The sequence below is a fragment of the Sphingobium sp. AS12 genome (genome assembly GCF_019097845.1).
GTDB lineage: Bacteria > Pseudomonadota > Alphaproteobacteria > Sphingomonadales > Sphingomonadaceae > Sphingobium.
Genome location: NZ_JAHRGM010000021.1, coordinates 40,079 through 62,508, shown reverse-complemented (window position 1 = coordinate 62,508; position 22,430 = coordinate 40,079). Strand labels below are relative to the sequence as shown.

The 22,430-nt window shown below is 55.4% G+C and carries 22 protein-coding genes and 1 pseudogene; 8 read left to right on the top strand and 15 right to left on the bottom strand.

Annotation, left to right across the window (positions count from 1 at the left end; all coding sequences use genetic code 11):
* The 3 genes and pseudogenes from KRZ98_RS08280 to KRZ98_RS08270 all read left to right on the top strand — a co-directional run.
* The coding region (locus tag KRZ98_RS08280) for an integrase core domain-containing protein (protein WP_150412212.1) at window positions 1–224 on the top strand (224 nt) is incomplete at its 5' end.
* A gap of 37 nt (window positions 225–261) precedes the next feature.
* A pseudogene (locus tag KRZ98_RS08275) lies at window positions 262–1,344 on the top strand (Tn3 family transposase); the annotation flags it as partial.
* A 351-nt stretch (window positions 1,345–1,695) separates the two neighbouring features.
* Complete coding sequence (locus KRZ98_RS08270; RefSeq protein WP_088189974.1) at window positions 1,696–2,502, top strand: IclR family transcriptional regulator; 807 nt, start codon at window positions 1,696–1,698, stop codon at window positions 2,500–2,502.
* A 428-nt stretch (window positions 2,503–2,930) separates the two neighbouring features.
* Here KRZ98_RS08270 and KRZ98_RS08265 read toward each other — a convergent pair whose 3' ends face one another.
* The 15 genes from KRZ98_RS08265 to bphC form a co-directional block, all read right to left on the bottom strand.
* Entirely contained in the window at window positions 2,931–3,296 is a 366-nt protein-coding gene (locus KRZ98_RS08265) for a cytochrome c (RefSeq protein WP_088189955.1), read from the bottom strand.
* Window positions 3,297–3,328: 32 nt separating this feature from the next.
* Complete coding sequence (locus tag KRZ98_RS08260) at window positions 3,329–4,795, bottom strand: FAD-dependent oxidoreductase (protein WP_088189954.1); 1,467 nt, start codon at window positions 4,793–4,795, stop codon at window positions 3,329–3,331.
* 10 nt (window positions 4,796–4,805) lie between these two features.
* Complete coding sequence (locus KRZ98_RS24390; RefSeq protein ID WP_268932755.1) at window positions 4,806–5,030, bottom strand: non-oxidative hydroxyarylic acid decarboxylases subunit D; 225 nt, start codon at window positions 5,028–5,030, stop codon at window positions 4,806–4,808.
* A gap of 5 nt (window positions 5,031–5,035) precedes the next feature.
* The gene (locus KRZ98_RS08255; protein ID WP_088189952.1) at window positions 5,036–6,490 is read right to left on the bottom strand and encodes a non-oxidative hydroxyarylic acid decarboxylases subunit C; all 1,455 of its coding nucleotides are present in this window, start codon (window positions 6,488–6,490) and stop codon (window positions 5,036–5,038) included.
* Between the two features lie 22 nt (window positions 6,491–6,512).
* A complete protein-coding gene (locus tag KRZ98_RS08250) occupies window positions 6,513–7,958 on the bottom strand; it encodes an aldehyde dehydrogenase family protein (RefSeq protein ID WP_088189951.1) in 1,446 nt (481 codons plus the stop codon).
* Between the two features lie 43 nt (window positions 7,959–8,001).
* Window positions 8,002–9,561 (bottom strand): FAD-binding oxidoreductase, encoded by a 1,560-nt coding sequence (locus KRZ98_RS08245; RefSeq protein WP_088189950.1) that lies wholly within the window; start codon window positions 9,559–9,561, stop codon window positions 8,002–8,004.
* The gene (locus tag KRZ98_RS08240; protein WP_254798203.1) at window positions 9,558–10,013 is read right to left on the bottom strand and encodes a hypothetical protein; all 456 of its coding nucleotides are present in this window, start codon (window positions 10,011–10,013) and stop codon (window positions 9,558–9,560) included. Before KRZ98_RS08240 ends, KRZ98_RS08245 begins: the two co-directional genes overlap by 4 nt.
* 116 nt (window positions 10,014–10,129) lie before the next feature.
* Window positions 10,130–10,741 carry a UbiX family flavin prenyltransferase gene (locus tag KRZ98_RS08235; protein WP_119748665.1) on the bottom strand — a complete coding sequence of 204 codons (612 nt, stop codon included), beginning with the start codon at window positions 10,739–10,741 and terminating at the stop codon, window positions 10,130–10,132.
* Window positions 10,742–10,869: 128 nt separating this feature from the next.
* Complete coding sequence (locus KRZ98_RS08230; protein ID WP_368389803.1) at window positions 10,870–13,371, bottom strand: TonB-dependent receptor; 2,502 nt, start codon at window positions 13,369–13,371, stop codon at window positions 10,870–10,872.
* Between the two features lie 132 nt (window positions 13,372–13,503).
* Entirely contained in the window at window positions 13,504–13,794 is a 291-nt protein-coding gene (locus tag KRZ98_RS08225) for a hypothetical protein (RefSeq protein ID WP_217673114.1), read from the bottom strand.
* Between the two features lie 25 nt (window positions 13,795–13,819).
* Entirely contained in the window at window positions 13,820–14,413 is a 594-nt protein-coding gene (locus KRZ98_RS08220) for a 2-hydroxychromene-2-carboxylate isomerase (protein WP_119748676.1), read from the bottom strand.
* Complete coding sequence (locus KRZ98_RS08215) at window positions 14,410–15,672, bottom strand: Rieske 2Fe-2S domain-containing protein (protein WP_088189945.1); 1,263 nt, start codon at window positions 15,670–15,672, stop codon at window positions 14,410–14,412. Before KRZ98_RS08215 ends, KRZ98_RS08220 begins: the two co-directional genes overlap by 4 nt.
* A 22-nt stretch (window positions 15,673–15,694) precedes the next feature.
* Complete coding sequence (locus KRZ98_RS08210; RefSeq protein ID WP_088189944.1) at window positions 15,695–16,183, bottom strand: aromatic-ring-hydroxylating dioxygenase subunit beta; 489 nt, start codon at window positions 16,181–16,183, stop codon at window positions 15,695–15,697.
* Window positions 16,180–16,512: a non-heme iron oxygenase ferredoxin subunit gene (locus KRZ98_RS08205; RefSeq protein WP_217673113.1), complete on the bottom strand. Its 333-nt coding sequence runs from the start codon at window positions 16,510–16,512 to the stop codon at window positions 16,180–16,182. Before KRZ98_RS08205 ends, KRZ98_RS08210 begins: the two co-directional genes overlap by 4 nt.
* A gap of 52 nt (window positions 16,513–16,564) precedes the next feature.
* Window positions 16,565–17,464: a biphenyl-2,3-diol 1,2-dioxygenase gene (gene bphC, locus KRZ98_RS08200; protein WP_088189942.1), complete on the bottom strand. Its 900-nt coding sequence runs from the start codon at window positions 17,462–17,464 to the stop codon at window positions 16,565–16,567.
* Window positions 17,465–17,769: 305 nt separating this feature from the next.
* Between bphC and KRZ98_RS08195 the strand changes: the two genes are divergently transcribed.
* Genes KRZ98_RS08195 through KRZ98_RS08175 form a run of 5 tightly spaced genes read left to right on the top strand, consistent with a single transcriptional unit; the run spans window position 17,770 to window position 22,426 of the window.
* Window positions 17,770–19,182 carry a Rieske 2Fe-2S domain-containing protein gene (locus KRZ98_RS08195; protein ID WP_119748682.1) on the top strand — a complete coding sequence of 471 codons (1,413 nt, stop codon included), beginning with the start codon at window positions 17,770–17,772 and terminating at the stop codon, window positions 19,180–19,182.
* Complete coding sequence (locus KRZ98_RS08190; RefSeq protein WP_088189940.1) at window positions 19,179–19,673, top strand: aromatic-ring-hydroxylating dioxygenase subunit beta; 495 nt, start codon at window positions 19,179–19,181, stop codon at window positions 19,671–19,673. Before KRZ98_RS08195 ends, KRZ98_RS08190 begins: the two co-directional genes overlap by 4 nt.
* On the top strand, window positions 19,657–20,673 hold the full coding sequence (locus KRZ98_RS08185) for a PdxA family protein (RefSeq protein WP_088189939.1): 1,017 nt from the start codon (window positions 19,657–19,659) through the stop codon (window positions 20,671–20,673). The genes KRZ98_RS08190 and KRZ98_RS08185 overlap by 17 nt, the downstream gene beginning before the upstream one ends.
* Window positions 20,670–21,950, top strand: a complete 1,281-nt coding sequence (locus KRZ98_RS08180; RefSeq protein ID WP_088189938.1) for an aromatic ring-hydroxylating dioxygenase subunit alpha — start codon at window positions 20,670–20,672, stop codon at window positions 21,948–21,950. Before KRZ98_RS08185 ends, KRZ98_RS08180 begins: the two co-directional genes overlap by 4 nt.
* Window positions 21,947–22,426 carry an aromatic-ring-hydroxylating dioxygenase subunit beta gene (locus KRZ98_RS08175; RefSeq protein WP_088189937.1) on the top strand — a complete coding sequence of 160 codons (480 nt, stop codon included), beginning with the start codon at window positions 21,947–21,949 and terminating at the stop codon, window positions 22,424–22,426. The genes KRZ98_RS08180 and KRZ98_RS08175 overlap by 4 nt, the downstream gene beginning before the upstream one ends.
* Window positions 22,427–22,430: the final 4 nt, after the last annotated feature.

The window sequence follows — 22,430 nt, the reverse complement described above, 5'->3', positions numbered from 1 at the left end:
CCTACGACAACGCCTTAGCCGAGACGATCAACGGCCTTTACAAGGCCGAGGTCATCTGGCGGCAGCGATCATGGCCAAGCGTTTCGGCCGTGGAAATGGCAACGCTGCGCTGGGTCGATTGGTACAATAATCACCGGCTCTTCGGCCCTATCGGGCACATCCCGCCCGCTGAGGCCGAAGACAATTACTATGCAGCCCTCGAGAACCTCGATATGGCTGCATAGCCAAATGAAAACTGCCTCCTGAAAACCCGGGGCGCTTCAGGGTGTTACTCCTGACCAACTCGTCTGGACAAGATCGGCCTATATCGCACCCGACAACTACAAAGCCGCGCTGGCACGGATCATCGATGCCCATCACGCGCTGCCGATCGCGGCGGTATGGGGTCAGGGCACGACGTCCTCATCGGACGGCCAGTTCTTCCGCTCGGGTAAGCGCGGCAGCGGCGCCGGGGACTTCAACGCCAAATACGGCGTCGATCCGGGCTTTTCCTTTTACACGCACGTCTCCGATCAGCACGGCCCCTATCATGTCACTGTCATCTCGGCCGCAACACACGAGGCACCCTATGTACTCGACGGCCTGCTTCACCATAGCACCGGGCTGGGGATCGACACGCATTACACCGACACCGGTGGCGCGACCGATCACGTTTTCGCACTGTGTCGGATGCTCGGATTCCGCTTCTGCCCGCGCCTGCGTGACTTTCCCGATCGCCGGATGGCGTGCGTCGATGCCCCTGGACAGTATCCCTTGCTGAAACCACTAATGGGTAACCGGGTGAAGGTCGATGTCATCCGCCAGCATTGGGACGAAATCGTCCGTCTCGTCGCCTCGATGAAAGCGGGTGCCGTCCTGCCCTTGGCAATGCTGCGCAAACTCGCCGCCTATGAGCGCCAGAACCAGCTCGACCTCGCACTCCGTGAGATCGGCCGCGTCGAGCGCACGATCTTCATGCTCGATTGGCTGGAAAGCCCCGCATTGCGCCGACGCTGTCAGGCCGGCCTCAACAAGTCCGAACAGCGCCACTTCCTCACGCAGGCAATCTGCACTTTCAAACAGGGCCGCATCGCCGATCGCTCCCACGAGGCCCAGCAATTCCGCGCCTCGGGCCTTAATCTCATCATTGCCGCGATTGTCTATTGGAACTCGACCTACATCGCGGATGCGGTCGCGCCTCTTCGCACGATCGGCGAAGACGTGTCGGACGAACTGTTGGCGCACACCTCGCCCGTTGGCTGGGGGCATATCGCCTTCTCAGGCGACTTCCTATGGGATCGCGCGGCCGCGATGCCAGCTAAACGGCGACCGCTCAACCTGGCACGGACGAGCGGGGCCACTTGATGCAAGCACATGTTTCGCTATCTGTACTCGCTTAGCGCAATTCAGATAACATCCGTTGCGACAAACTCATAATGGAAACTACAGCCTGTCGCCTGAATGGTCGCGAAGCGGCGCAACCCGCACTAAAGACCAAAACCGATGGCTTTTCAGTCTTCTACACCCACCCGCGCACAGGTCTCATAAGACTGGTCTTTCAACTCGTTGACCAAGCGGGGACCGAGCGGATGAGTATGCGTGTTGCTTCACCCGCGATCATGCGCAATAATACGGCCCTGCTGTAATTCCAGCTTGGGTATGCTGGAGCCATGTCAGATGATGTTCAGATCGCTACATAACTCAAATCGGATTATCATGGACCACCAAAAAAAAGTAATAGATTCGACTGAAGATAAATTCGAAGACAATGATAGTCCGAGAAAGTCGATTCAATCGGTTGAAATTGGAGTAAGAGTCCTCCTGGCTTTGATGAAGAAGGGGGAGGGGGCGTATCTCCGAGAAGTCGCTGAGAATTCCGGCCTATCTCGTAGCCAAGCTCATCGTTATTTGCTGTCTTTTGTCAATACCGAAGTGGTCGAGCAGGACCAAAAGAGCGGACGATATTCGCTAGGGAGCTTCGCAGTACGTCTGGGCTTGGCGGCGATGGCCCGACTGGACACCGTACGGATAGCTAACATGCATTTGGAAAATCTGCTGGCAGAATTGAAGGCCACGGGCTTGCTCTGCGTTTGGGGCGACTACGGTCCGACGGTCATTCGGTGGGTCGATGGAGGAATGCCGCTGTCTACATCGCTGCACACGGGGTCAGTCCTTCCGTTGCAGACGTCATCGACCGGCATCCTCTTCTTGGCGTATTGTCCCCGAGCACAGACTTGGGAACGGGTCAAACTGGAACGGGCGGAAGGCATTATTGTTGATGACCTCAGGCTTGAGGCCCTGATTGACGAGGCGAGGCAACTTGGTTTCGCGCGTACTTTCGGAACTTTCGTGCCGGGACTATCAGCCGTGTCAGCGCCGATCCTAGACTCGCAAAATCGCTTGGTTGCGACGGTAAGTGTCCTAGCCCGCTCTCAACATAAAGCGGTTTTCAGCGAGGCCAAGATGGCAAAAATTATCGAGGCAGCGCAAGGCGCAAGCAGGGCGCTCGGCTGGCAGGGCTAGCCCGGTCGCAGAAGGGTAATCTGGGATTCCTGTTGAGATGAGGCAACGGCATGGTCATGAGAAGCAAATCAGGTGAGGCAATGCGCAGTTCACCTACTAGTGCTAACTGTAATGCTTGGTTCGATAAATCCGATAAATCCCGAGACTTAACTTTTATGTTCCATATCACGTGCTCTCTCGCACAATTTTTGCTCCGAGCGACGCTAGGCGCGCCTCCAACCGAGCGAGGAGCGATGCACGCACCGGCTTTCCAGCTATCAGCTTACGCCACGTATTGTAACTTATGCCGAACTGCGCGTTGAGCGCCTCATCGGTGAGATGGGTTACCATCGCTTGCATCTGCCGCACCAGATGAGGATCGACAGCTCTGCACCCGTTAGAGCTACCGACTTTGGGAAAACTATGGTCCTGCATAGAATCTCTCTCTCTTACGGCTCTTTCGTTGTCTGAATCGCAGTGGCTGGTTTTGAGGGCTTTCCGCGCATGATGTGAGCATAAATTTCATCAATTTCCGCTTCGCTTAATTCCGTTGGACGAAATGGCGGCATCTCGATTAATCCCTGCCGCACAACCGCGCGCAAATATTCAAGCTCAAGATCTTTCCGACCGATCAGTGCTGGCACTGGTCGCCCTGCTTGCTGAAGTAACATGGTTGCCGGGTGTCCTGGGCCAGGATCGTGGCATCCGGCGCACATCAACGCATAGTTTTCCGCGCCGTCAGCCTTCTGATCTTTCGCTTCGGCGATGCAGCCGCTCAGCGTAACTAGAAGCGACATGGCAAAGACTATTTTCATTATGCCTCCAACTCGATTGATCGCCCTCCAAATCAGGCGGATGCAAATAGCCCCGTGGGGTCGAGAGCCTTCTTAACCTTATCGTGCAGTATCGATAGTCCACCCTCAGCGAACGTCTTGTCGACGGTTGCACGCAGACCCGGTTCGGTGAACACTTGACCAAACCCGGCGGTCGCCTGCATCGCAATTAAAGCTTCGGCACATTGGCGACTGCGCTCAACACTATTTTTGTCCCCGCCAGCGGAAGGTAGAAACTGGCGGTGATTGGCGGACCGCCAGATGGCAACAGTTTCGCTGAGGAGGTCGAAACCGTGTTGCGCGCAGGCGTCACGTGAAAGCGCGTAGAGCCGCATCACTTCTTCCCCATCGACCGGGCTCACCGGATTCACTGTGAGCGCTTGGCCGCCGCTCCATCCCGCGACCTGCGTCGGTGGGCTTGCCACAGCACCGGTCATCGTGCCCATCCTCCATGACCAAAGCCTGGGATCGACACCCTCTCCGTTTGCAATGACTTTCGCTCCAGGAACTGAACCAAAGGCACTCTTTACGCTATCCCACAGAAGCGAAACGTTGTCCGGCAAACCGTAAAGCGCGCCATAGAGGTTCCAGTATCCTAGCCCCATCAACTGGCCGGCCGCCTTGACGGCGCTTGCCGCCATGGGACCTTGACCGGCAAAGTCGCGACGCTTTCTGCCGAGCAAAGCGGCTTCATGCAAGGCATTACCTACGGCTACGCCATTGGCGACGACCATGTTGAGCTTGAGCGGTCCGAGCACGTCAAACATCGGCGCAAGCCCTTCCTCGTCGGAGACAGTGACCATGAATGTCTTGGAAGCTGGCGGTACTGGCATCAACCAGGTCCCAACCTTGGTCGGCACGGCAAAATCAGATTGCGTGAACAGCCCGTCAATCCAAGGGCCGTAGCCGAACTTGAACAGCTGCCAGCAGGTGCTCTTGGGCATGGCACCCATGCCGGTGCGAACCATCTTGCCATCGGCAAGCATGACCTCGAGTCCGCACTGCATCAGGAAATGATCAGAATAGGGCGTGTACCCTGCGCTACGGCTAACGAAGCTGGCAGCCACGCTCGCGTCGGGATTGCCGGTAAAATCGATCCACAGCTTAATTCCCTTGCCTTTGATATAGGCGTCAAGCTCGCGAAAGGTGACGCCGGGTTCGACCAGGCAATACGCCAGTGACTCATTCACCTCGAGGACTCGGTTCATGCGCTGCAAATCAAGCACTATGACCTGATCCAGGCCAACTTTTTCAAGTCCGTGCGCACCATTACAGACGGGCTGCAGCACAGCACCGGCCTTTTTTGCTGTGGCAAGTGCCGCCGTCAGCTGTCCCACATCGCTAGGCATCACGACACCGATTGGAGTCGCAAGCGCTGTAGCGTAACGAGACAGTATTTTTGCAGATCGTTCTACCGCTGCGGTACCCAAGACGGCTTCGAGCGCTGCAAGCGCAGCCTTCTGGCGGGCTTGATCTGTCATCGTGTCTTCCTCACTTGCCAACTTGCTGAAGAATCTTGGGATAGCGATCTAGATTTGCCGCATCGACAGCGAAGTCCGCCGAACGCGCACCAACCCCAATGGTGCTAGCGGGCTCGCTGTCGCGCCATGAGAAACAGCATGTAATACAGCGAAAGATCGTCCAAACGACGGTGTCGTCCTGCCACCCTTGATAGTCTACTATCGCGTTAGCTCTCGAACAGCGTGGACACAGCATATCGCTCATTGTGCAACTCCTTGCTGAAGTACCCGGATGGCTTTGCTCAGGGCATCGATTTCCAGGCCGGTTGGCGGGTTGACAAGATGCGCTTCGCCAATGGGGTCGGGACGCAGATAGCTTGTCGCGTCGATGATCAGGCGATGGCCCTTGCCCGGAACGACCGCCGACGGATCGATCGGCACGGCCGGCATGTTCGGCAGCACGATGATATCGTCGGCGCGGGTGCGGGTTGAAAGCGCCCACATGACCTGATTTAGGTCAAAGGGATCTACATCGGCATCGACCATGATCAGATTCTTGAGGTACATCACACCGTGAGGGGTGCTCAGCGCGCGTAGGGCAACGGTCTTGGCAAAACCAGCCATCCGGTTCTTGACAGAAATAATTCCTGTCAACCCATGTTGGTAGAGCGCATTGACTGCGGTTACTTCTGGAAAGTCCTTGCGCAACTGTGCGTAAATCGGCGCCGACGTGTGCAGCCCGATGAGCGTATCATGTTCGGTCCATCCACGACCGATGTAGATATTTTCGAAGATCGGGTCTCGACGATGTGAGACAGCGGTGACTTTGAAGAGTGGCGCCTTCCGGACGCCGCTATAGGAGCCAGGGAATTCGCCGAATGGTCCTTCCAAGACTCGTTCGCCCAATTGCATTTCAGCTTCTATAACGATTTCGCTGTCCGCGAGAATATCGACACCGTTTCCCGACTTGGTCAGTCTGATCGGCGCACCCATCATCGCGGATGCGTAGGAGTATTCGGATTCCTCATAACCTATGGGAGTGGCTGCGAAGACGGCAAGCCCCGGGTGATTACCGAGCATTACCGCAATTTTGAGCGGCAGACCGGTACGTTCAGCGGCCATGATCTGCCGACCCATGTCGTGCGACGGAATGGTCATTAGGCTGAAGCAATCCGGGCCTTGCAGCTGCAGCCGGTAGATGCCGACATTCTGTTTGCCAAAATTGTCGGGATCTTCCGGATCGCGCGATGCGACTGATGCCTTTCCGAGGTAAAAGCCGCCATCATATTCATTGATACGGTATACTGGCAGAATATCATAGAGATTAATTCCGCTTTCTACCCGACACTCGTGGACCGGAGCTTGCTCCTCCGGAACAAAGCTGATCTGCGCCTCGGCGTCGCCCCACCGACCGGCTATCTCAAAAAAGAGTTCGCGTATCGTCGTGCCTTTCGGACGCCCTAAAAGTAGCGCGATATTGTCCCACGAACCGTGTACGCCGACCACGGTCCGCTTGCCAGGATAGCCCGCAATGTTGTCGAATATGATGGCAGGCGCGCCGCTGGCATCGCGCGAAGCTGCAACAGCGATGTTTCGCAGGTCTGGTTCCGGCATCACCCGATCACTCCAGGTGATCGCTTGGCCTGCATCTTTAAGCAGTTCCAGAAAATCGCGCAAAGAGGAAATGCCGCGCGCCCTATCGGCCAAATCGTTCATGTCCCGTTCCTTCCGCTGCCGTTCAGTGGCTGCTGGCAATAGCCGTTGCAGATTGGATTGTTACCCATTTCCATTCGGTCATGATCTCAAGATCTGCTTCGGTTCCTTCCCGTCCGAACCCGGAAGCTTTGGTTCCCCCGAATGGAACATGCGGTTCATCGTACAGGGTTGGGGCGTTGATGTGCACCATTCCGCTCTCGGCTTCCCTGGCAAAGCGCAAGGCTTTGTCGAGGTCGCGCGTGAATATCGCGGCAGAGAGGCCATAGTCGGTCTCGTTGGCCAGTTTGATCGCTTCTTCGAGCGTATCGAACGGATAGAGCGACGTTACAGGCCCAAAGGTTTCTTCTGCAAACACGGTCATATCAGCAGTAACGCCGCTGAGCACCGTGGCAGCGCAGCAGTTGCCATTCCATTCACCGCCGGCGAGCACTTCAGCGCCCTTGGCGCGGGCATCATCGACATGGCTGCGCACACGATCACGCTGGCGGCTGGAAATGATCGGCCCTAACATGGTGGTTGGATCGCGAAGGTCGCCCGTTCTGGCGCCAGTGGCTGCGGCGGCGAAGGCTTTGGCAAAAGCTTCGAATACGGGGCGTTCAACGTAAATACGAGAAGCGCCCATACATACCTGACCTTGATACATAAAAATACTGAACAGCGCTGCGCTAACAGCTTTGTCCAGATCGGCGTCGGCACAGACGATCAGGGGGCTCTTGCCACCCAGTTCAAGCGTATATTTCTTAAGGTTCCTCGCTGCGATTTCGGCAATGTGCTTGCCCACGCGGGACGAACCGGTGAATGTTATCGCGGCAACATTGGCGTGGCCGGTAAGAGCATCTCCGATCTCCGCGCCATTTCCGTAGACGATGTTGAACAAGCCATCGGGTACGCCCGCCTCACGCCACAGCCCGGCGAGTAGATCGGCAAGGCGCGGCGCAGCTTCCGAAGGAAGCAGTACAAAAGCGTTGCCGGTCGCCAGCGCCATGGCCGACTGCTTTATACCCTTGATGAGAGGCACGTTGAACGGGGTTATGCCTGCCACGACGCCCACGGGCAGGCGCAAGCTCATGCTGAAACGACCTGGGGTGTCGGACGGGATTGTTTCGCCTCGGACGCGGCGAGGAACGCCTGCGGCTGCGCGCAAAAAACCGATACCAAATCGGGTCTCAAACCCTGCCTTGGCGACAGGCGAGCCGACCTCGTCGATCAATACGTCCTGGAACTTGGCGATATCCCTTTCCAGTATCTCTGCTGCCTTGACCATCCAGCCTTCGCGAACTGCGGCCGGCAGATCACGGTGGAGGCGAAATGCAACAGTTCCTGCCTGTACCGCGCGATCGACATCGTCGACAGTGCCAGCCGCTACTCTTGCATATACACTGTCGTCGATCGGGTTGAGATCGTTGAAGTAGGCGTTGCCACCCGGCGCTACCGGGGCTCCGCCGATCCAGTGGTCCAAATTCTTCATTGCTCTTCGATCCTTGATTTGGGCGCGGAACCCGCGGCTTCGATCATGACAGCGCGCGCATCGCTTTGGGCCAGATGCCCTGCTTGCCCGGTGAGAGGATGCCATTTGGGTCCATTACATCCTTGATGCGATGGTGAACGTCCCACAGCGCGCCGTCATTATGCTTATAGGTCTTGGCGATCTGATCCATGAAAGCGAGGTGGGTGCGGTACTCTCCAAAGCCGCCTTCCGCCGCCTCATTGACCAGCAAACCAAACAGATCGTAGGCACCTTTGCGCATAGCCTCATCAGCCCGGTCGTACATGATCATCAGGATGTGATGCATGTCGCGCCAACCGACGAGAAACTCGCCGATATAATCGAACCCATGGTCATGGCAGCGCCGCTTGATGAGATTATATTGCGCAAGAGCTTCCGAGCCACTTGGCGCGGATATCGGTGAGAAGTTAATATGCCCGCCGCCACCAACCCAGTTCATGATGCTAAATTCAGTCATATTTGGCTCCCCGCGCATCAGTCGCACGCGGTAGTCCCAGGCCGGGTCGTTCTCACGGTTGAGATACAATTTGGCCCCCGGGATGCTCATCAGCGCGTCCTCGACGATCTTCCAGTTGTTCGCGATCACAGGAAGTGGTCCATACAGCGCCCCATAGTAATTCCACATCCCCAAATGCAGGTCCGAGGCGATCCGAGTGCGGATTGAAGGTGGCAGGGGGCCCTTGCCATCGAAGTAATGACGACGCGTCGTCTTGGCAGACGCTTCCCACAAAAGATCAACTGCGACAGCGGCGTTGGGGATTATCTGATTAACCTTGAGCGGGCGCGTGATCTCGAAGATAGCCTCGAGGTCCTCTTCCCGCTGGTAAGTTATCATGAAAGGTTTGTAGCCGGGGGGTTCAGGCATCAGCCAGATGCCCATTTTGGTAACTACGCCGAAGTTTGATTGGGTGAACATGCCGTCGAACTGAGGCCCAGAGGCGTGCTTGGTCGCCTGCCAATGTTTCGAGCCTGCAAGAGCCCCCTGGCCGGTCCGTATCACGTCGCCGTCAGCGAGCACCACTTCCATGCCGCACTGCATGATGAAATGGTCGCCATAAGGTGTATAGCCTGCCCCATGCTCCAGCGCGTTGCCCATCACGCCGCCCCATGCCGGTGCAGCTGGATCAACCCACAACTTACTGCCAATTGCGCGCAGGTGCCGGTATAACTGCATGTACGATACACCCGGTTCGACAAGAGCGTAACCGTATTTTTCGTTGACTTCGAGAATTCTGTTCATGCGTCGCAGGTCGAGGATGACGTAGCCGGACTTGCGGGGGGCAGGGCCGCCATAGGCAAGATTTCGACCGGTGCCGATCGTCCAGAGCGGGATTTTGTATGCGTTGGCGATCGCCAGGATCTTCTGAATCTGTTCGACCCCGTCAGGTGCAACCGCTGCGGACGGCAGCATGGCATCATCGGCTAGTGGCGAATAAGCGTCGCGATAACTCGAAAGAGGTTGTTCATCAATGAACACCCACGCTTTGCCTACCACCCCGACGAGCTCGTCAAGCGCCTTTTCGAAGTCGGCAGGTGCAATTCCCTGGGGAAGAATAGGGCTCATGACCGGTGTCCTTCCAATTCATAAACCCACGAAGTCAGCATACCCGGGCTGCTGTCGGGCAGCGAGCACTCGGCTGATGTGCAGATGTTCGCCGATGGCTCAGATCTGCCATCAACGGCGTCACGCAACTTTTGCGCGACCGCCACTGGCCAGTCGTGCGCTGCGGCCTCGAGGAGGCGAGCTTCGCCCACGGTCCGATGAACCCACCTACTGTCTGTATAATGATGTTGCCAAAGAAGACGCGAATAAGCGCCACGATGGCTCAACACCATGCCGGCGATCATCGCGGCGGGGTCAGAGGTTAGCCCAACAATCATGCCTACTGGCGCTTCGAGCTCTTCGAGCAACCCGTTGAGCGAGCGGTCGATACGGATTACTTTATCTACTGATCCGCCAACAGCCAACGCGGAGGCGAACTGGCGGCTTTCGGGGACGGCGCTTTCCTCAACCAACGTGACGCCATAGTGCGCTCTTGGCATTCTAAGAAGAAAGCTTCCCAAGCCTGTTGCTGCAGCTCCGGCCGCGCAGGCCCCTAACACATCCCTACGTCTGATCATCCAATCCATCATCACTGCCTTTCGGGTTGGAGTGGGGTCGAAGTTTCGGCGCGTTCGCCGGTAAGGCCCTGCCAGCGATCCTGTATGTTACCATGTACGCCAAACTGATCGAGCACCCGCATACAGCTATGATCGACGATGTCGCACAGGTCGATGGGGCGGCTATAAAATGCAGGAACCGGAGGAAAAATCACCGCTCCCATTTCAGTGCATGCGATCATGTTGCGCAGGTGTGCGAGGTTTAGCGGTGTTTCACGCGTCATCATCACCAATTTGCGCCTTTCCTTGAGCATGACGTCAGCTGCGCGTGTGATCAAATTGTCGGATAGCCCGTTGGCAACCGCGGCGAGCGTCCTCATCGAACATGGAGCGATCACCATACCCTCGCACAGGAAAGAACCGCTCGCGATGCTTGCGCCAACATTGCGAATGCTGTGAAGCACATCGGCGGCGGCCTCGATCTGCTGACGACCGTCAACAAGTTCCTCGCGGATGTTAAGCAAGGCGGCTTGCGACATGATGAGATGGGTTTCCCAGCCTCCATGATCTCTCAGCATTGATAATAGACGCTGCCCATATATCGCACCTGTCGCTCCGGTTATGGCGACCACAATACGTTTCATGGGTGGGTGGCAGCCAAAACCGATTGTTTTAGAGATTCAGTGAAGAGAACTGCGATCGTCATTGTTCTGCCGCCTTCATGTTGCCAAGTACCAGGGACGGCGTGTGTCACCGCCCCTGGCCCCAATGATCAATACTTGTAGCCTACTTTGAGAAACCATTCGCGTGGTCGGGAATAAGTGGCGCCTGCCGCACCGCCAACGTCCAAATCGACATATCCGCCTTGGATGTAGCGCTTGTCGGCCAAATTGGTTACGCCAGCAGTTACGGTGAAATGTTCGCCTGGCAGCGCGTAAGATGCGTTCGCACCAAAGACGCTGTAGCCTGATTGATACAGTTGCGGGTTGTTGACGGCATCCTTGAAGGTGCCGCTTTGATAGTACCAATCTCCTCGGATTGTCAGCTTACCGTTGTCGTTGTCGAATGCGGTAATGTTGGCTGCCACGGTCGTCGTCCACTCGGGCACGAAAGCGAATTTCGAACCGAGCATGACGGGAAACGCTGACGGATCAACTGTGCGATATTTGGCGTCGAGATAACCTAGGCCATAATCGATCCGCAGCCAATCGGTTGGAGCTGCCTGTCCTTCGACTTCGAAGCCTTTGATCCGTCCCTTGCCGGCGTTGCGTACCTTCGGCGCGATCCCCTCGTTCACGACGATCTGGATGTCGGAGTAATCCGATTGAAACAACGCCAGGTTCAAGCGGAGGCGCCGATCGAACAGTTCGGTTTTAAGGCCGATTTCATAAGATGTCACGAATTCCGGTGTAAACGAGGGCGTGACTTGTTCGGCCGGGAAGATGCGTTGGCTGAAGCCACCATTTTTAAAGCCCTTCGAGTAGGAGGCATACCCCATGATGTCATCCGTTAACTGGTAGTTCGCCGCGACCGACGGTGTCCATTCCTTCGCCTTTGCATTAACCTCGACGGCAGGAATGGGATGGTTGCCGCCGGGATTGACCGCCGCAGGCACACACGCCGGGTCAGGGAACCCATTTGGCAGAAGCTGCGGTACCGCCTGTCCGACAATGCAGCGACTATACTGTATAAATACGCCATCAGGATATGGCGGAAGTACGCCTTGCGTATAATCACGCGTAATGACCTGTGCCGAAGGATCGAAGCGTTTGGTCTCATCTGTGTAGCGAATACCGGGAGTTATTGACAGGCGATCTGTAACGTCGAACGTTGCCTGAAGATAAGCGGCGTAGCTGTCATTGTTAATTTTGCCACCGCTGAAGAAATTAGCAAAGCCGAATCGTAATGGTTCGATGTCCTCACCTTTCTCCTTAAGGTAAAAGGCACCCAGGGTGAATTTAAGCCGGTCATCTAGTACGCTTCCTATCAGTTGAAGCTCCTGTGACGCCTGCCAGAGATCGATATTGTTGGTAAGACCCAGCACCTCAAGCGGGGTCACGTCAAAATCAAATTCAATAGTCGACTTCTGGTCGCGATAGGCGCTGATCGACTTAAGCGTCACATCTCCCATGTCGTATTCCAGCGTCAAGTTCGTTCCCCAGAGGTCGAAATCGGATCGGTTGGGGCCACCGGCCCAGGTCTCGTCGATGTCGTCGGTTAGCCAACGAGAGGAGACGCAATTGGGATTACTAACTGGAGCAAGCTCTCCAGGTGCGCCGCACTGCCCAGCACCGCCGCCAAGTTTGTTATATCCGAAGTTGGAGCTGGGAAATGCCACCGTCCGACCGTTAATGTTCACGATCTGCAATAGGTCGGGCGAGTCCCGATTCTCAACGAGCGTGTAGGCTGCTGATGCTTCTCGGCGGATGTTCACGTCGCCCGCGAGGGTCGCGGTGAAAGCATCGCTAGGTTCCCACTTAAACGTTACACGTCCTGAAAAGCTGTCCTTGTCGCCTTGCCGGCCGCCGTCGAACAAGCGACGTTGGTACCCGTCTCGCGTTTCGTAGGAGGCAACTGCGCGCATGGCGAGTGTATCGCTGATGGGTATATTCACAATGCCCTTAACGTCGGCTCGGTTGAACCGTCCGGTTGTCGCCTCAAGCTGCAACTCGAATTTGTCCGTCGGCTGTTTGCTGTTGACAATGATTGCGCCGCCGATCGTATTCTTGCCAAACAGTGTGCCCTGCGGCCCGCGCAGAATCTGCACACTGCCGATATCGGCCATGTCGAGCAGACCGCCGACCGAACGCGCAACATAGACGCCATCAACATAGATTCCGACACCAGGATCTACTGTGATATTGAAGTCGGTTTGACCGACACCGCGGATGAAGGCTGTGAGCGACGCGCTAGACCCAGAGATATTGCCTACCGGCTGAATATTGACGTTTGGTGCGTAGGATGCGACCTGCGCCACGTTAGCGATCTGCCGGTCTTCAATCATACTGCCGCTCATTGCCGTGATGGCAATTGGCGTGTCCTGCGCATTCTCCTCGCGTTTGCGTGCGGTTACGACAATATCGTCGAGACCTCCCCTGCTCTGCTCACTAGCGGCTTGGGGAGCTGCCGCATCCTGGGCCCAGGCCGAGGTCGACGATGCGACTATATATCCAATCGCTAAGCTGCTGCCCGCCAAAAAGAATGCCCGCTTCCTAGCAATGCGCAAAATAGTGTTCATTTTTCTCTCCCTGATAGAATAAAGTGAAATTTCCACCACATTTATCCTTTATATTATTATTATTATAAGTACTTAAAGTAATCGTTTATCAAGTGAAACAACCTAGATACAACTAGTAACAATTCTTCCGTCTGGAAAATTGACTAAATGTCATGTCCATGAACGATTTTATTTATAAGGCCAATCTTTGAACGAGGTTATTAGCCTTCCGAAAAACTGCTTGAAGATCTGGGTTAATGAGCGTTGCTCAAAGACTTGAACAGCGCCACCGATAGATGAATCCCTTGATGCCAGTTCCTGATCGGGAACAATAGCGTCACATTTGTCGAGCCTTGCGAAATCAGCATGGCAATCGCCATTTCTCGCTGCAATATTGTGCGCCCATGCAGAAAACTCTCCAAAGATCAGCTTAGCGGCCATAGAGTCAACGGACGGCTCTGTTTGTTCTTCGATCAACATAAACACGATTCCAAATCAAAATAGACTATCGGCTATTGATCAAGTACGATTCAAGAAAATCGAGCCGATCGTTGCCCCAAAATATCTGTTCATCGACAAACATTAGCGGTGCGCCAAACACACCCCTCTGGTAAGCTTGACTCCGCACTTTACGAAATTCGTTCCGGCCAATGGACGAATTAACAAACTGTAACAATGCATCAGCATCAAGCCCTACGTCGTGGGCGCACCGACGCAGCTCACTGGCATTGCCTGGATCGATGCCAAGCCCCCAGATCTGATGGTACGCTGCCGTTACAAATGCCTCGGCCTTACCTTGGCTGCGAGCGTAGAGCACCGCGCAATTCCAGTCCGCACAGGCGAAACTGGCGGGGAACTTCAATGGCGCTGCATATTTGATAGCCCACCGCTGCAGATCGGCCATCATGACCTTGATCTTCGGCACCACTTCCCGGTTGGAGGGCCCATAATTGCCGGCAGCAATTTTCGCTTCTGGAATGTCAATCGGCCAATATTCGAGCGTGCAACCTGTCTTGCGTGCCAAGTCTGGAAGCTTTAGCTGCGCAAGATAGCTAAAGGGACTAATAAAATCGAAATAGAAATCGATCGTTTTGTTCATGAATTGAACTCGTATCCAACCAGCTTCTCATAGTTGTGCCAAAATCCGATAATTGCGCCCTCGGTGACCAGATGATCGGCGTCATCCGGGCTACCGCCACCCATGGCGATGTAGGATGTCGCGTCATTCTCGCCAATAATGGATCGCTGCACGATCTCGACCGCTTCGCCATCTTCCATCGAGATCAGCCCGGCAGGCCCGATCAGATTCGCCTGTTTTTGCCGGATCGATTGCATCTCGGCGTCATCGTCCGCGTACCCGAAATGGGTCCAGACAAGTTCAAACGCATTGGTGCCCTGCGTCACAATTTGCCGGACCGCCAGCGTGTTCTGAATCTGTTGGAGAACCAGGTTTGGGAACACGGCGAGGATGACGAGGGAAACTCCGTCATCGAATTCCTGCCGACCCTTCAGGAGCGACATATCCTGAAGCTTGAACTCAGTATCGAAAGTTCGTGAGTCGCCATAGGCCTTTTTGTCTGACGCATCGTCGTTACTCGCAGCAATCGAGTAAAGCAGCGAATGGCGCTTGCTCGCGTCCATGACACTCTTGCCAGTCTGGGTAGAGCGGTAGAGCCCAAAAGTATTATGAAACAGATGGAGCAAGCTCGCATGATAGGGGTCGCGGGTGTTTTCCGCATAAAGCTTCCAGTTGCCGTGAACCTTCTGCCGTTGATCTCCAAGAACCTTGATTGGCTTGCACATGATGCGCGCGATTTGCTCGACCACAATCGGACCTAAGAAGTCCGTTAGAGGTTCAACAGTCTCTGAAAAAGTTGCAAACACAAGGCCATCTACCGAGCCAGCGCGCAACTTCTTAAGACCATGCTGCTTCATGTCGAAGTCGCTTGGCATGCCGCCTTGACCCTTGAGCCCGCGGCGGAACGGAACCCCGACGAGATTACCTTCCAAATCGTAAGCCCACTGATGATACACGCATTCAAGGTTGGGCCGGTTGCCGCGAACCTCGCGGCAGACCATTGCACCGCGGTGGGCGCAGCGGTTCACCATAACATGAACTCGGCCGTCGCTTGCGCGGGTTACTATCACCGGCGTTTCACCGATGAACGTGGACTTAAAGTCACCCGCCTCAGGCACCTCTGCTTCCAGAGCGACGAACGACCAGGTCTCACCCTGGAAGATTTGCTCTTGTTCGCGCCGGTAATAGGCCGGATCAGTGAATACCCGATAAGGAACACGGTAGCCAGCTGTGCCCGTCGTTTCCGAAGCCACTTTGTCTTTAAGCGCTGTTTCTACCATGGCTAAACTCCCAAAAAAAGCGTCAGATTGGACGAACCATCATCGTGTCCATGACATTGGTATCGAATACAGCGATCTTTGAAATAAAACGCGATTGGTCTTCGTCGCATTCTATCTCGTCAATATACTTTCCAGAATTGTATATTGTCGTGTGCCCGTCGGTTCGCGTCATAAGAACGACGTAATTGGTTTGTGCGGTAACCGTTAATCCCCGTTCCGAAACGATGCGTGTTGGACCAAGAATATGGCGGTAGTTGTGAACGGGAAAGATATTCGCCTTGCGCAGTGACACGATGCGGTCAAGCAGCATGCCCCTGCTGTCGCAGAATATCGCGGCTAACGTCAAATTGCGGTCAAAGTTTTCACGCGCTATGACCCTGTAGGTGCAATTGGATACAAAGAGTTCGGCCCATTCCTCCAGCCGATCTTCATCAATAAATTCAGCATGGGTTGCGTTTAAGTCGCTCGCAAATTGCTGCAGCCGAAGTCGATCAAATGTCGCGCTGGTCATTTTCGGCTTGGCTCCCCCGGCTTGTCGATCCAAACCCAGCCCTCGTCGATTGCCACGGTGTAGGTCTTGATCGGTACTTGGCAGGGAAATGCCTTGGCTGCACCGGTGACAATATCGAACGAGCCGCCATGAAACGGACATTCAATGATACCTCCATCCTGGTATCCGTCGGTCAGCATTGCGTTTCCATGGGTACACATATTATCGGTGACATATATATCCCCGCTGACGTAGTAGACAGCCAGTGCTGGCAAGTGCTCGAGGAACACGCCTACGGGCTCGCCCTCCTTCACATCGGCAACTGGGCAAAGGCGTACCTTATTTGACATCGTGCTATGTAATCCTCTTGCATTCTAGTTTGACAGCCGATCTCAAGCCCTCTTACATGAGAGGAACATCCATACCATATCCCTGGGCTTCATTTCCGTGACCGAAAATATCGCGGGTGTAGAATTCCTGCTGTTTGGGGGCTTTGCGGGCACCCCATCCGAACTCCCACAACCACCCTGAAGGATTGGCGCAATAGAACGTAAGAGCTTGGTCGTTAGCATGCTTACCGAGCTGTAGCGCAACATCGATTTGCCGCTCCCGCACGATATCGTGTGCAAGACCTACGTCGTCGAGATGGGTATATTCAAACATCAGGTGATTGATGCGCTTTTCCATCGGGCCGAGGCCGAAGGCGATCGAATGCTGGCGATCATTACAATGCATGAAGTAGGGCGACGCAACCATGCCGTTGGGCAGATGCAGATGGTATTCGACCGAACCGCGCAGGCCCAGCAAACCATAAAAGCTGGCTGCTGCGGCGACATCATCTTGGCGCAATATACAATGGCCGAGGCCCTCCGAACCGGTCAAGAAGCGCCCGAACATTGCCCGACCGGGGTGGAAAGGTTTATGAGCATCCACTTGAGGACCGTAAAAGATTTCGGTTGGGTTACCGCCTGGATCCACGAGTTTTGCCAGCGCCAGGACGCGGCGCTCACGCGCTTCGGCATCGCTCGCAACGGTAACTGCGATACCCGCAGCCGATAACTTGCCAACCATAGCCTCAAACTCAACTGGATCGCCAACCCGCCATCCGAGGTAGGCGAGGTCGTCGACCTCGCCCGCGTGTAGCACAATGCGATGGTGCCACGCGTCCATCCGGAGGTAGATGCGATCGCCCTCTCCGTCATCGACGACTTCCATCCCGGCAACCTCGGCTGCGTAGGTCCGCCACGCAGCAAGATTTGTCACCGAAAGGCCGAGATATCCAAGCTCTGTGACCGATGGCATTGGCAGCTTCTCCCCTTAATCTTTGTTCCGGACGCTCTTTTTCGAGAAAGAGGCGCAGGCAGTCGCGCAATGGAGCACGGTCGCATGAAAGCGTCTAGCCCCATATTTCATAGTGTGCAATACATTGCACGACAAAAATTATCCGTGTACTAGGCTCAATGCAAGTCCGGGTTTCGAGTCGTTCCTTAGCACGAGGTGCGCGTTCCCTGTTTTTCCGGTGGATTTTGGGAAATCGTGGCTTGGCAGTTTGGGATCGTCATTATCGGCGGCTGACTGAGGATCAATAAGTGCGGGAGAGATCAAACATGAATGCTATGGAAGATCTGGCGGGCCGTATACAAGATCTGCAGGTCCTTCGGGGGCGTCTGCAATCCTGGCTGTCCAAGGATCCGGCGCGTGGTATATATCAGGTTGATCGCGCAGCTTTTACTGACCCCGATATTTTCGAGCTTGAGCTTAAGTATGTCTTCGAACGCAATTGGGTATTCGTTGCGCACGAGAGTCAGGTCGCCAAGCCGCACGATTTCGTCACGACGAAAATCGGGCGGGTGCCCATCATCATCTCGCGCGACAGGGCGGGTGTTATCCGCGGCATGATTAATGCCTGCGCGCATAGGGGGGCACGGGTATGTCGGGAGAAGGCTGGCAGCAAGAAGGTTTTCATGTGCCCGTTCCACGGATGGACATATTCGTCTGCAGGGGACCTTCTGGATGTAACGGAAGAAGCGGCTGGCGGCTATGCTCCCGCCTTCAACAAAGCCGATTTCGGCTTACCGCAAATTGCGCGCGTCGAAAGCTATCGCGGCTTCATCTTCGCCAGCCTTACCGAAGACGTCTTACCGCTTGAGGATTATTTATCCGGTTCTAAAGCCTTCATTGATCTGCTGGTCGACCAATCAAAGAACGGCGAACTGGAGGTAATTCCTGGCGCAACGCGTTACCGTTATCGGGGTAACTGGAAAATGCAGGTTGAGAATGGGCTGGATGGGTACCACGTCAGCACGGTACACGCGAACTACTTCATGACCGTTCAAAGGCGTGTCCTAGGTGAATCGAAGAACGATACAAAAGCTATCGACTTTGCGAATTTCAATCGGCAGGATGGCGGCTCGTTTTCTTTCAAGAATGGCCATACTGTATTATGGGCTGACTACGCGAATTTCAGCGACCGGCCTAACTTTGAGGCGCTTGAGTGGCTCACTGCCAGTCATGGCGATGAGAAAGCATTATGGATGAACAAGCGCATCCGCAATCTGCAACTGTTTCCTAATGTGTTTCTGATGGACCAGACCAGTAGTCAAATCAGGATCATTCAACCTGTGTCCGTCGATGAAACCGAAGTTACGACATATTGCATTGCGCCCGTTGGCGAAAGTGCCAAAGCCCGTGCTTTGCGGATTCGCCAGTATGAAGACTTCTTCAACGCTAGCGGCATGGCCACGCCTGACGATCTAACTGAGTTTAATAATTGCCAGATCGCTTTTGCTGCCGGAGAAGGCCGGATGAACGACATGTCGCGCGGTGCCCCAAGGTGGGAACGGGGAGCCGGCCAATTCGGTGTGGGGTTGGGCGTAGACGCAGTTCTTAGCAGTCCCGCCGTGGCTGACGAAGGCCTTTACGTGGCGATTCACGATGAGTGGGTGAACCGGATGCACTTGGCGATTGATCGTGAAAGCGCTGAACTAATGGCTTTTGGGGACAAGGAATTGATTTCTTGACGGACGTAGATGCAAGATGGGTAACGGTTTGCCGTTTTTTGGGCCGGGAGGCTCAAGCGCTCGATGAAAAAGACTGGGATTCCTGGCTCGCACTCTATGCCGAGGACGCTGAATATTGGGTGCCTGCCTGGGATGACCGCGAACGCCTGACGGTCGATCCGCAACGTGAAATTTCCCTGATTTATTACCATAATCGGGGCGGGCTGGAAGATAGGATCTTTCGCATCCGGACTGGTCGGTCTTCGGCTAGTACGCCTCCTCCTCGTACACAGCATATATTTAGCCTGCTATCTCTGGAGGACACGGACGATGCGTTGCATGCGCGCACGTCATGGTCCGTGACATCGGTGCTTGAAGGGGATGTTACCGTCTACAGCGGAACCGCGCACTATGATCTCTCTCCGGCAGGCAATTCCTTCGTAATCAGGCGCAAGAAGACGATTGTTATCAACGACGTCGCGAAGACCATGCTCGATGTCTACAGCATCTAACCGACTGATGGTCTCGTCAGGCCCTAGGCCGGTTGTTGGTACGCTGATAGGTGACCCAGCGGGTATCGGTCCGGAGGTTGTAGTCAAGGCCCTTGCAAGCGGTCGCGTTCACGACGAATCGGTCCCTGTTCTGGTCGGATCGGCCGCTGCCGTAGAGCGGGCTGTCGACTTCACAGGCGTGAAAGCGCGCGTTCGTATCATGAGATCGTTCGAGATGCCAAGCGACGATCGGGGCGTTATCGACGTGATTGATACCGGGGCCTTGCCCGCTGGGTTTCTACCGCTGGGCGAAGATACCGAGGCCGCGGGTCACGCCACCGCGGAATGGCTCGATCAACTGGACGCGCTAGCGCGAGACGGGTCCTTCGCGGCGACGATCATGGGTCCGATCAGTACCGGCTCTCTCAAGATGGCAGGGAAGCTGGACAAAGTCATCAGCCCCACACCTGGTGAGAGCTATCTTGTTCTTTTGACCGGACCTTTACGAGTCGCGCATTTGACTGATCATATGCCCCTACGCCAAGTGATCGACGTCATAACGGCTGACTTGGTGGCTAGTGCTATCGGGCAGGTCAACGACGCCATGCGGTCCTGGGGCATTACCCACCCGAGGATTGTGGTTGCCGGGCTCAATCCCCATGCCATGGGCGACGAAGAGCGGCTCTCCATTGCGCCGGGTGTCGAGCAGGCGAAGGCCATGGGGATCGCCGTTGAAGGACCCGTCGCACCGGACTCGGTCTTCCGCCAGTGTATTGAGGGTCGCTACGACATGGTTTTGGCCATGTTCCACGACCAGGGGCATATTGCCGTCAAGACGTGGGGATTTTCCGGCAACTGCGTGATCATGATGGGGCCGCCCTATCTCCACATGTCGGTTGCCCATGGCACTGCCTATGACATCGTCGGCACTGGCAAGGCGGACTCTTCAATGATGCTCAGCGCGATGCGCATCTGCGGACAACTCGCATCGGGACAGGGCTTTGGAGGAGAAACGAAATGAATTCCATCGGACGGGTAGAGGCTGAACGATCCACTCCGACGGCGATCGACTACAGGGTCTACCACGAGCCGGACGTCTTCGCCGCTGAGCAGCGAAACGTCTTCAAAGGTCGAACCTGGTGCTACCTGGGGCTCGATGCGGAAGTCCCCAATGCTGGCGATTTTCGAGCGACGCATGTCGGCGAAACACCCGTGGTTTTGGTGCGTGGACGAGAGGGCCAGATTCATGCCTGGGTTAACCGATGCGCGCACAAAGGAGCAACGGTGTGCCGGTCGCTACGCGGCAACCAGGCAGATGGCGCGTTCGTCTGTGTATATCACCAGTGGGCATACGATGCCGAAGGTAAGCTGGTTGGCGTGCCGTTCCGGCGTGGCATGAAGGGCGTCGGGGGGTATGACAAGGATTTCGACCCGGCCAATCACTCGCTCGAAACGCTACGGGTTGAAAGCTACAAGGGGATGGTGTTCGGAACGTTTTCGTTGGAGATGGAGCCGCTTGAGGATTTCCTGGGTCCTGTGATGCGCAAATATATTGATAGGGTTTTCCATCGTCCAGTCAAAGTGCTGGGCTATGCACGTCAGTACATGTCCGGCAACTGGAAGCTCTATTCCGAAAACAGTCGGGATAGCTATCATGGTGCCTTGCTGCACCTGTTCTATCCAACCTTCGGCATCTATCGCCAAAGCCAGGACAGCGCCGGGGAGCTTGCCGAGCAAGGCTTCCATAACGTCTTTACCGTCTCAAAGCCTAAGGGTGACATCGATTATACGTCATTTGGTGACGAGGCCAATCGGGAGATGCAGGGGGCCACGAAATTGCAGGATGAAAGTCTACTCCAGTTCCGGCCGGAGATTGCAGATGATATCGGGCTGCATATTCAGTCGCTGTTTCCATCCGTTGTGCTGCAGCAGATCCAAAACACGCTGGCGACGCGACAGATCGTGACACATAGCGTTGACAAGACCGAACTGGTCTGGACCTATTTTGGTTACGCCGATGACGATGAGGAAACGACCCGACACCGGCTGCGCAACCTGAATTTGGTGGGACCTTCCGGGCTGATATCGATGGAGGACGGCGAGGCGGTTGAACTGTGCCAGCAAGGTACCGTTGGAGCGGAAGGCAAATACAACTTCATCGAAATGGGCGGGGATGACGTGCGCGGATACTACGCGCCGATGGGCATGGATGAGAACGCCGTACGCGGGTTCTGGAAAGGATATCTGGAGCTGATGGACGATGCTTTAGCCCCTTCGACCGCGGAGGTGCTCGCGTGAGCCTGGTTGATCCCGTTCTACAGGGTCTTGTCGATTCTTTGAACGCTGCTTATGGTCTTTGCTTGGATGACGGACGGCTCGAGGAGTGGCCGGAGTTCTTCGTGGATGACTGTTTATATCAAGTGATAGCCCGCGAGAACGTGGACAACGGCTTTCCGGCTGCGGTCATGTATTGCGACAGCAAAGGCATGCTCGCCGACCGCGTGGTCGCGTTGCGTCGAGCCAACGTCTTTCCTGAACACTTCAGTCGCCACTTGATCTCGCGAGCGGTCCTAACGGCGGTCGATGCTCACGTGGTTACTGCTGAGGCGAGCTATGCCGTGCTGCAAACCCGTAACGACGGTGAGACGCGCATTTACAACGCGGGGAAGTATGTTGATCGGTTTCTTGTTGAGGACGGCGCTGCAATGCTCATGAGCCGAACGTGCGTCTACGATACCCACCGCATTGCCACCCTGCTGGCGACGCCGATCTGACAGT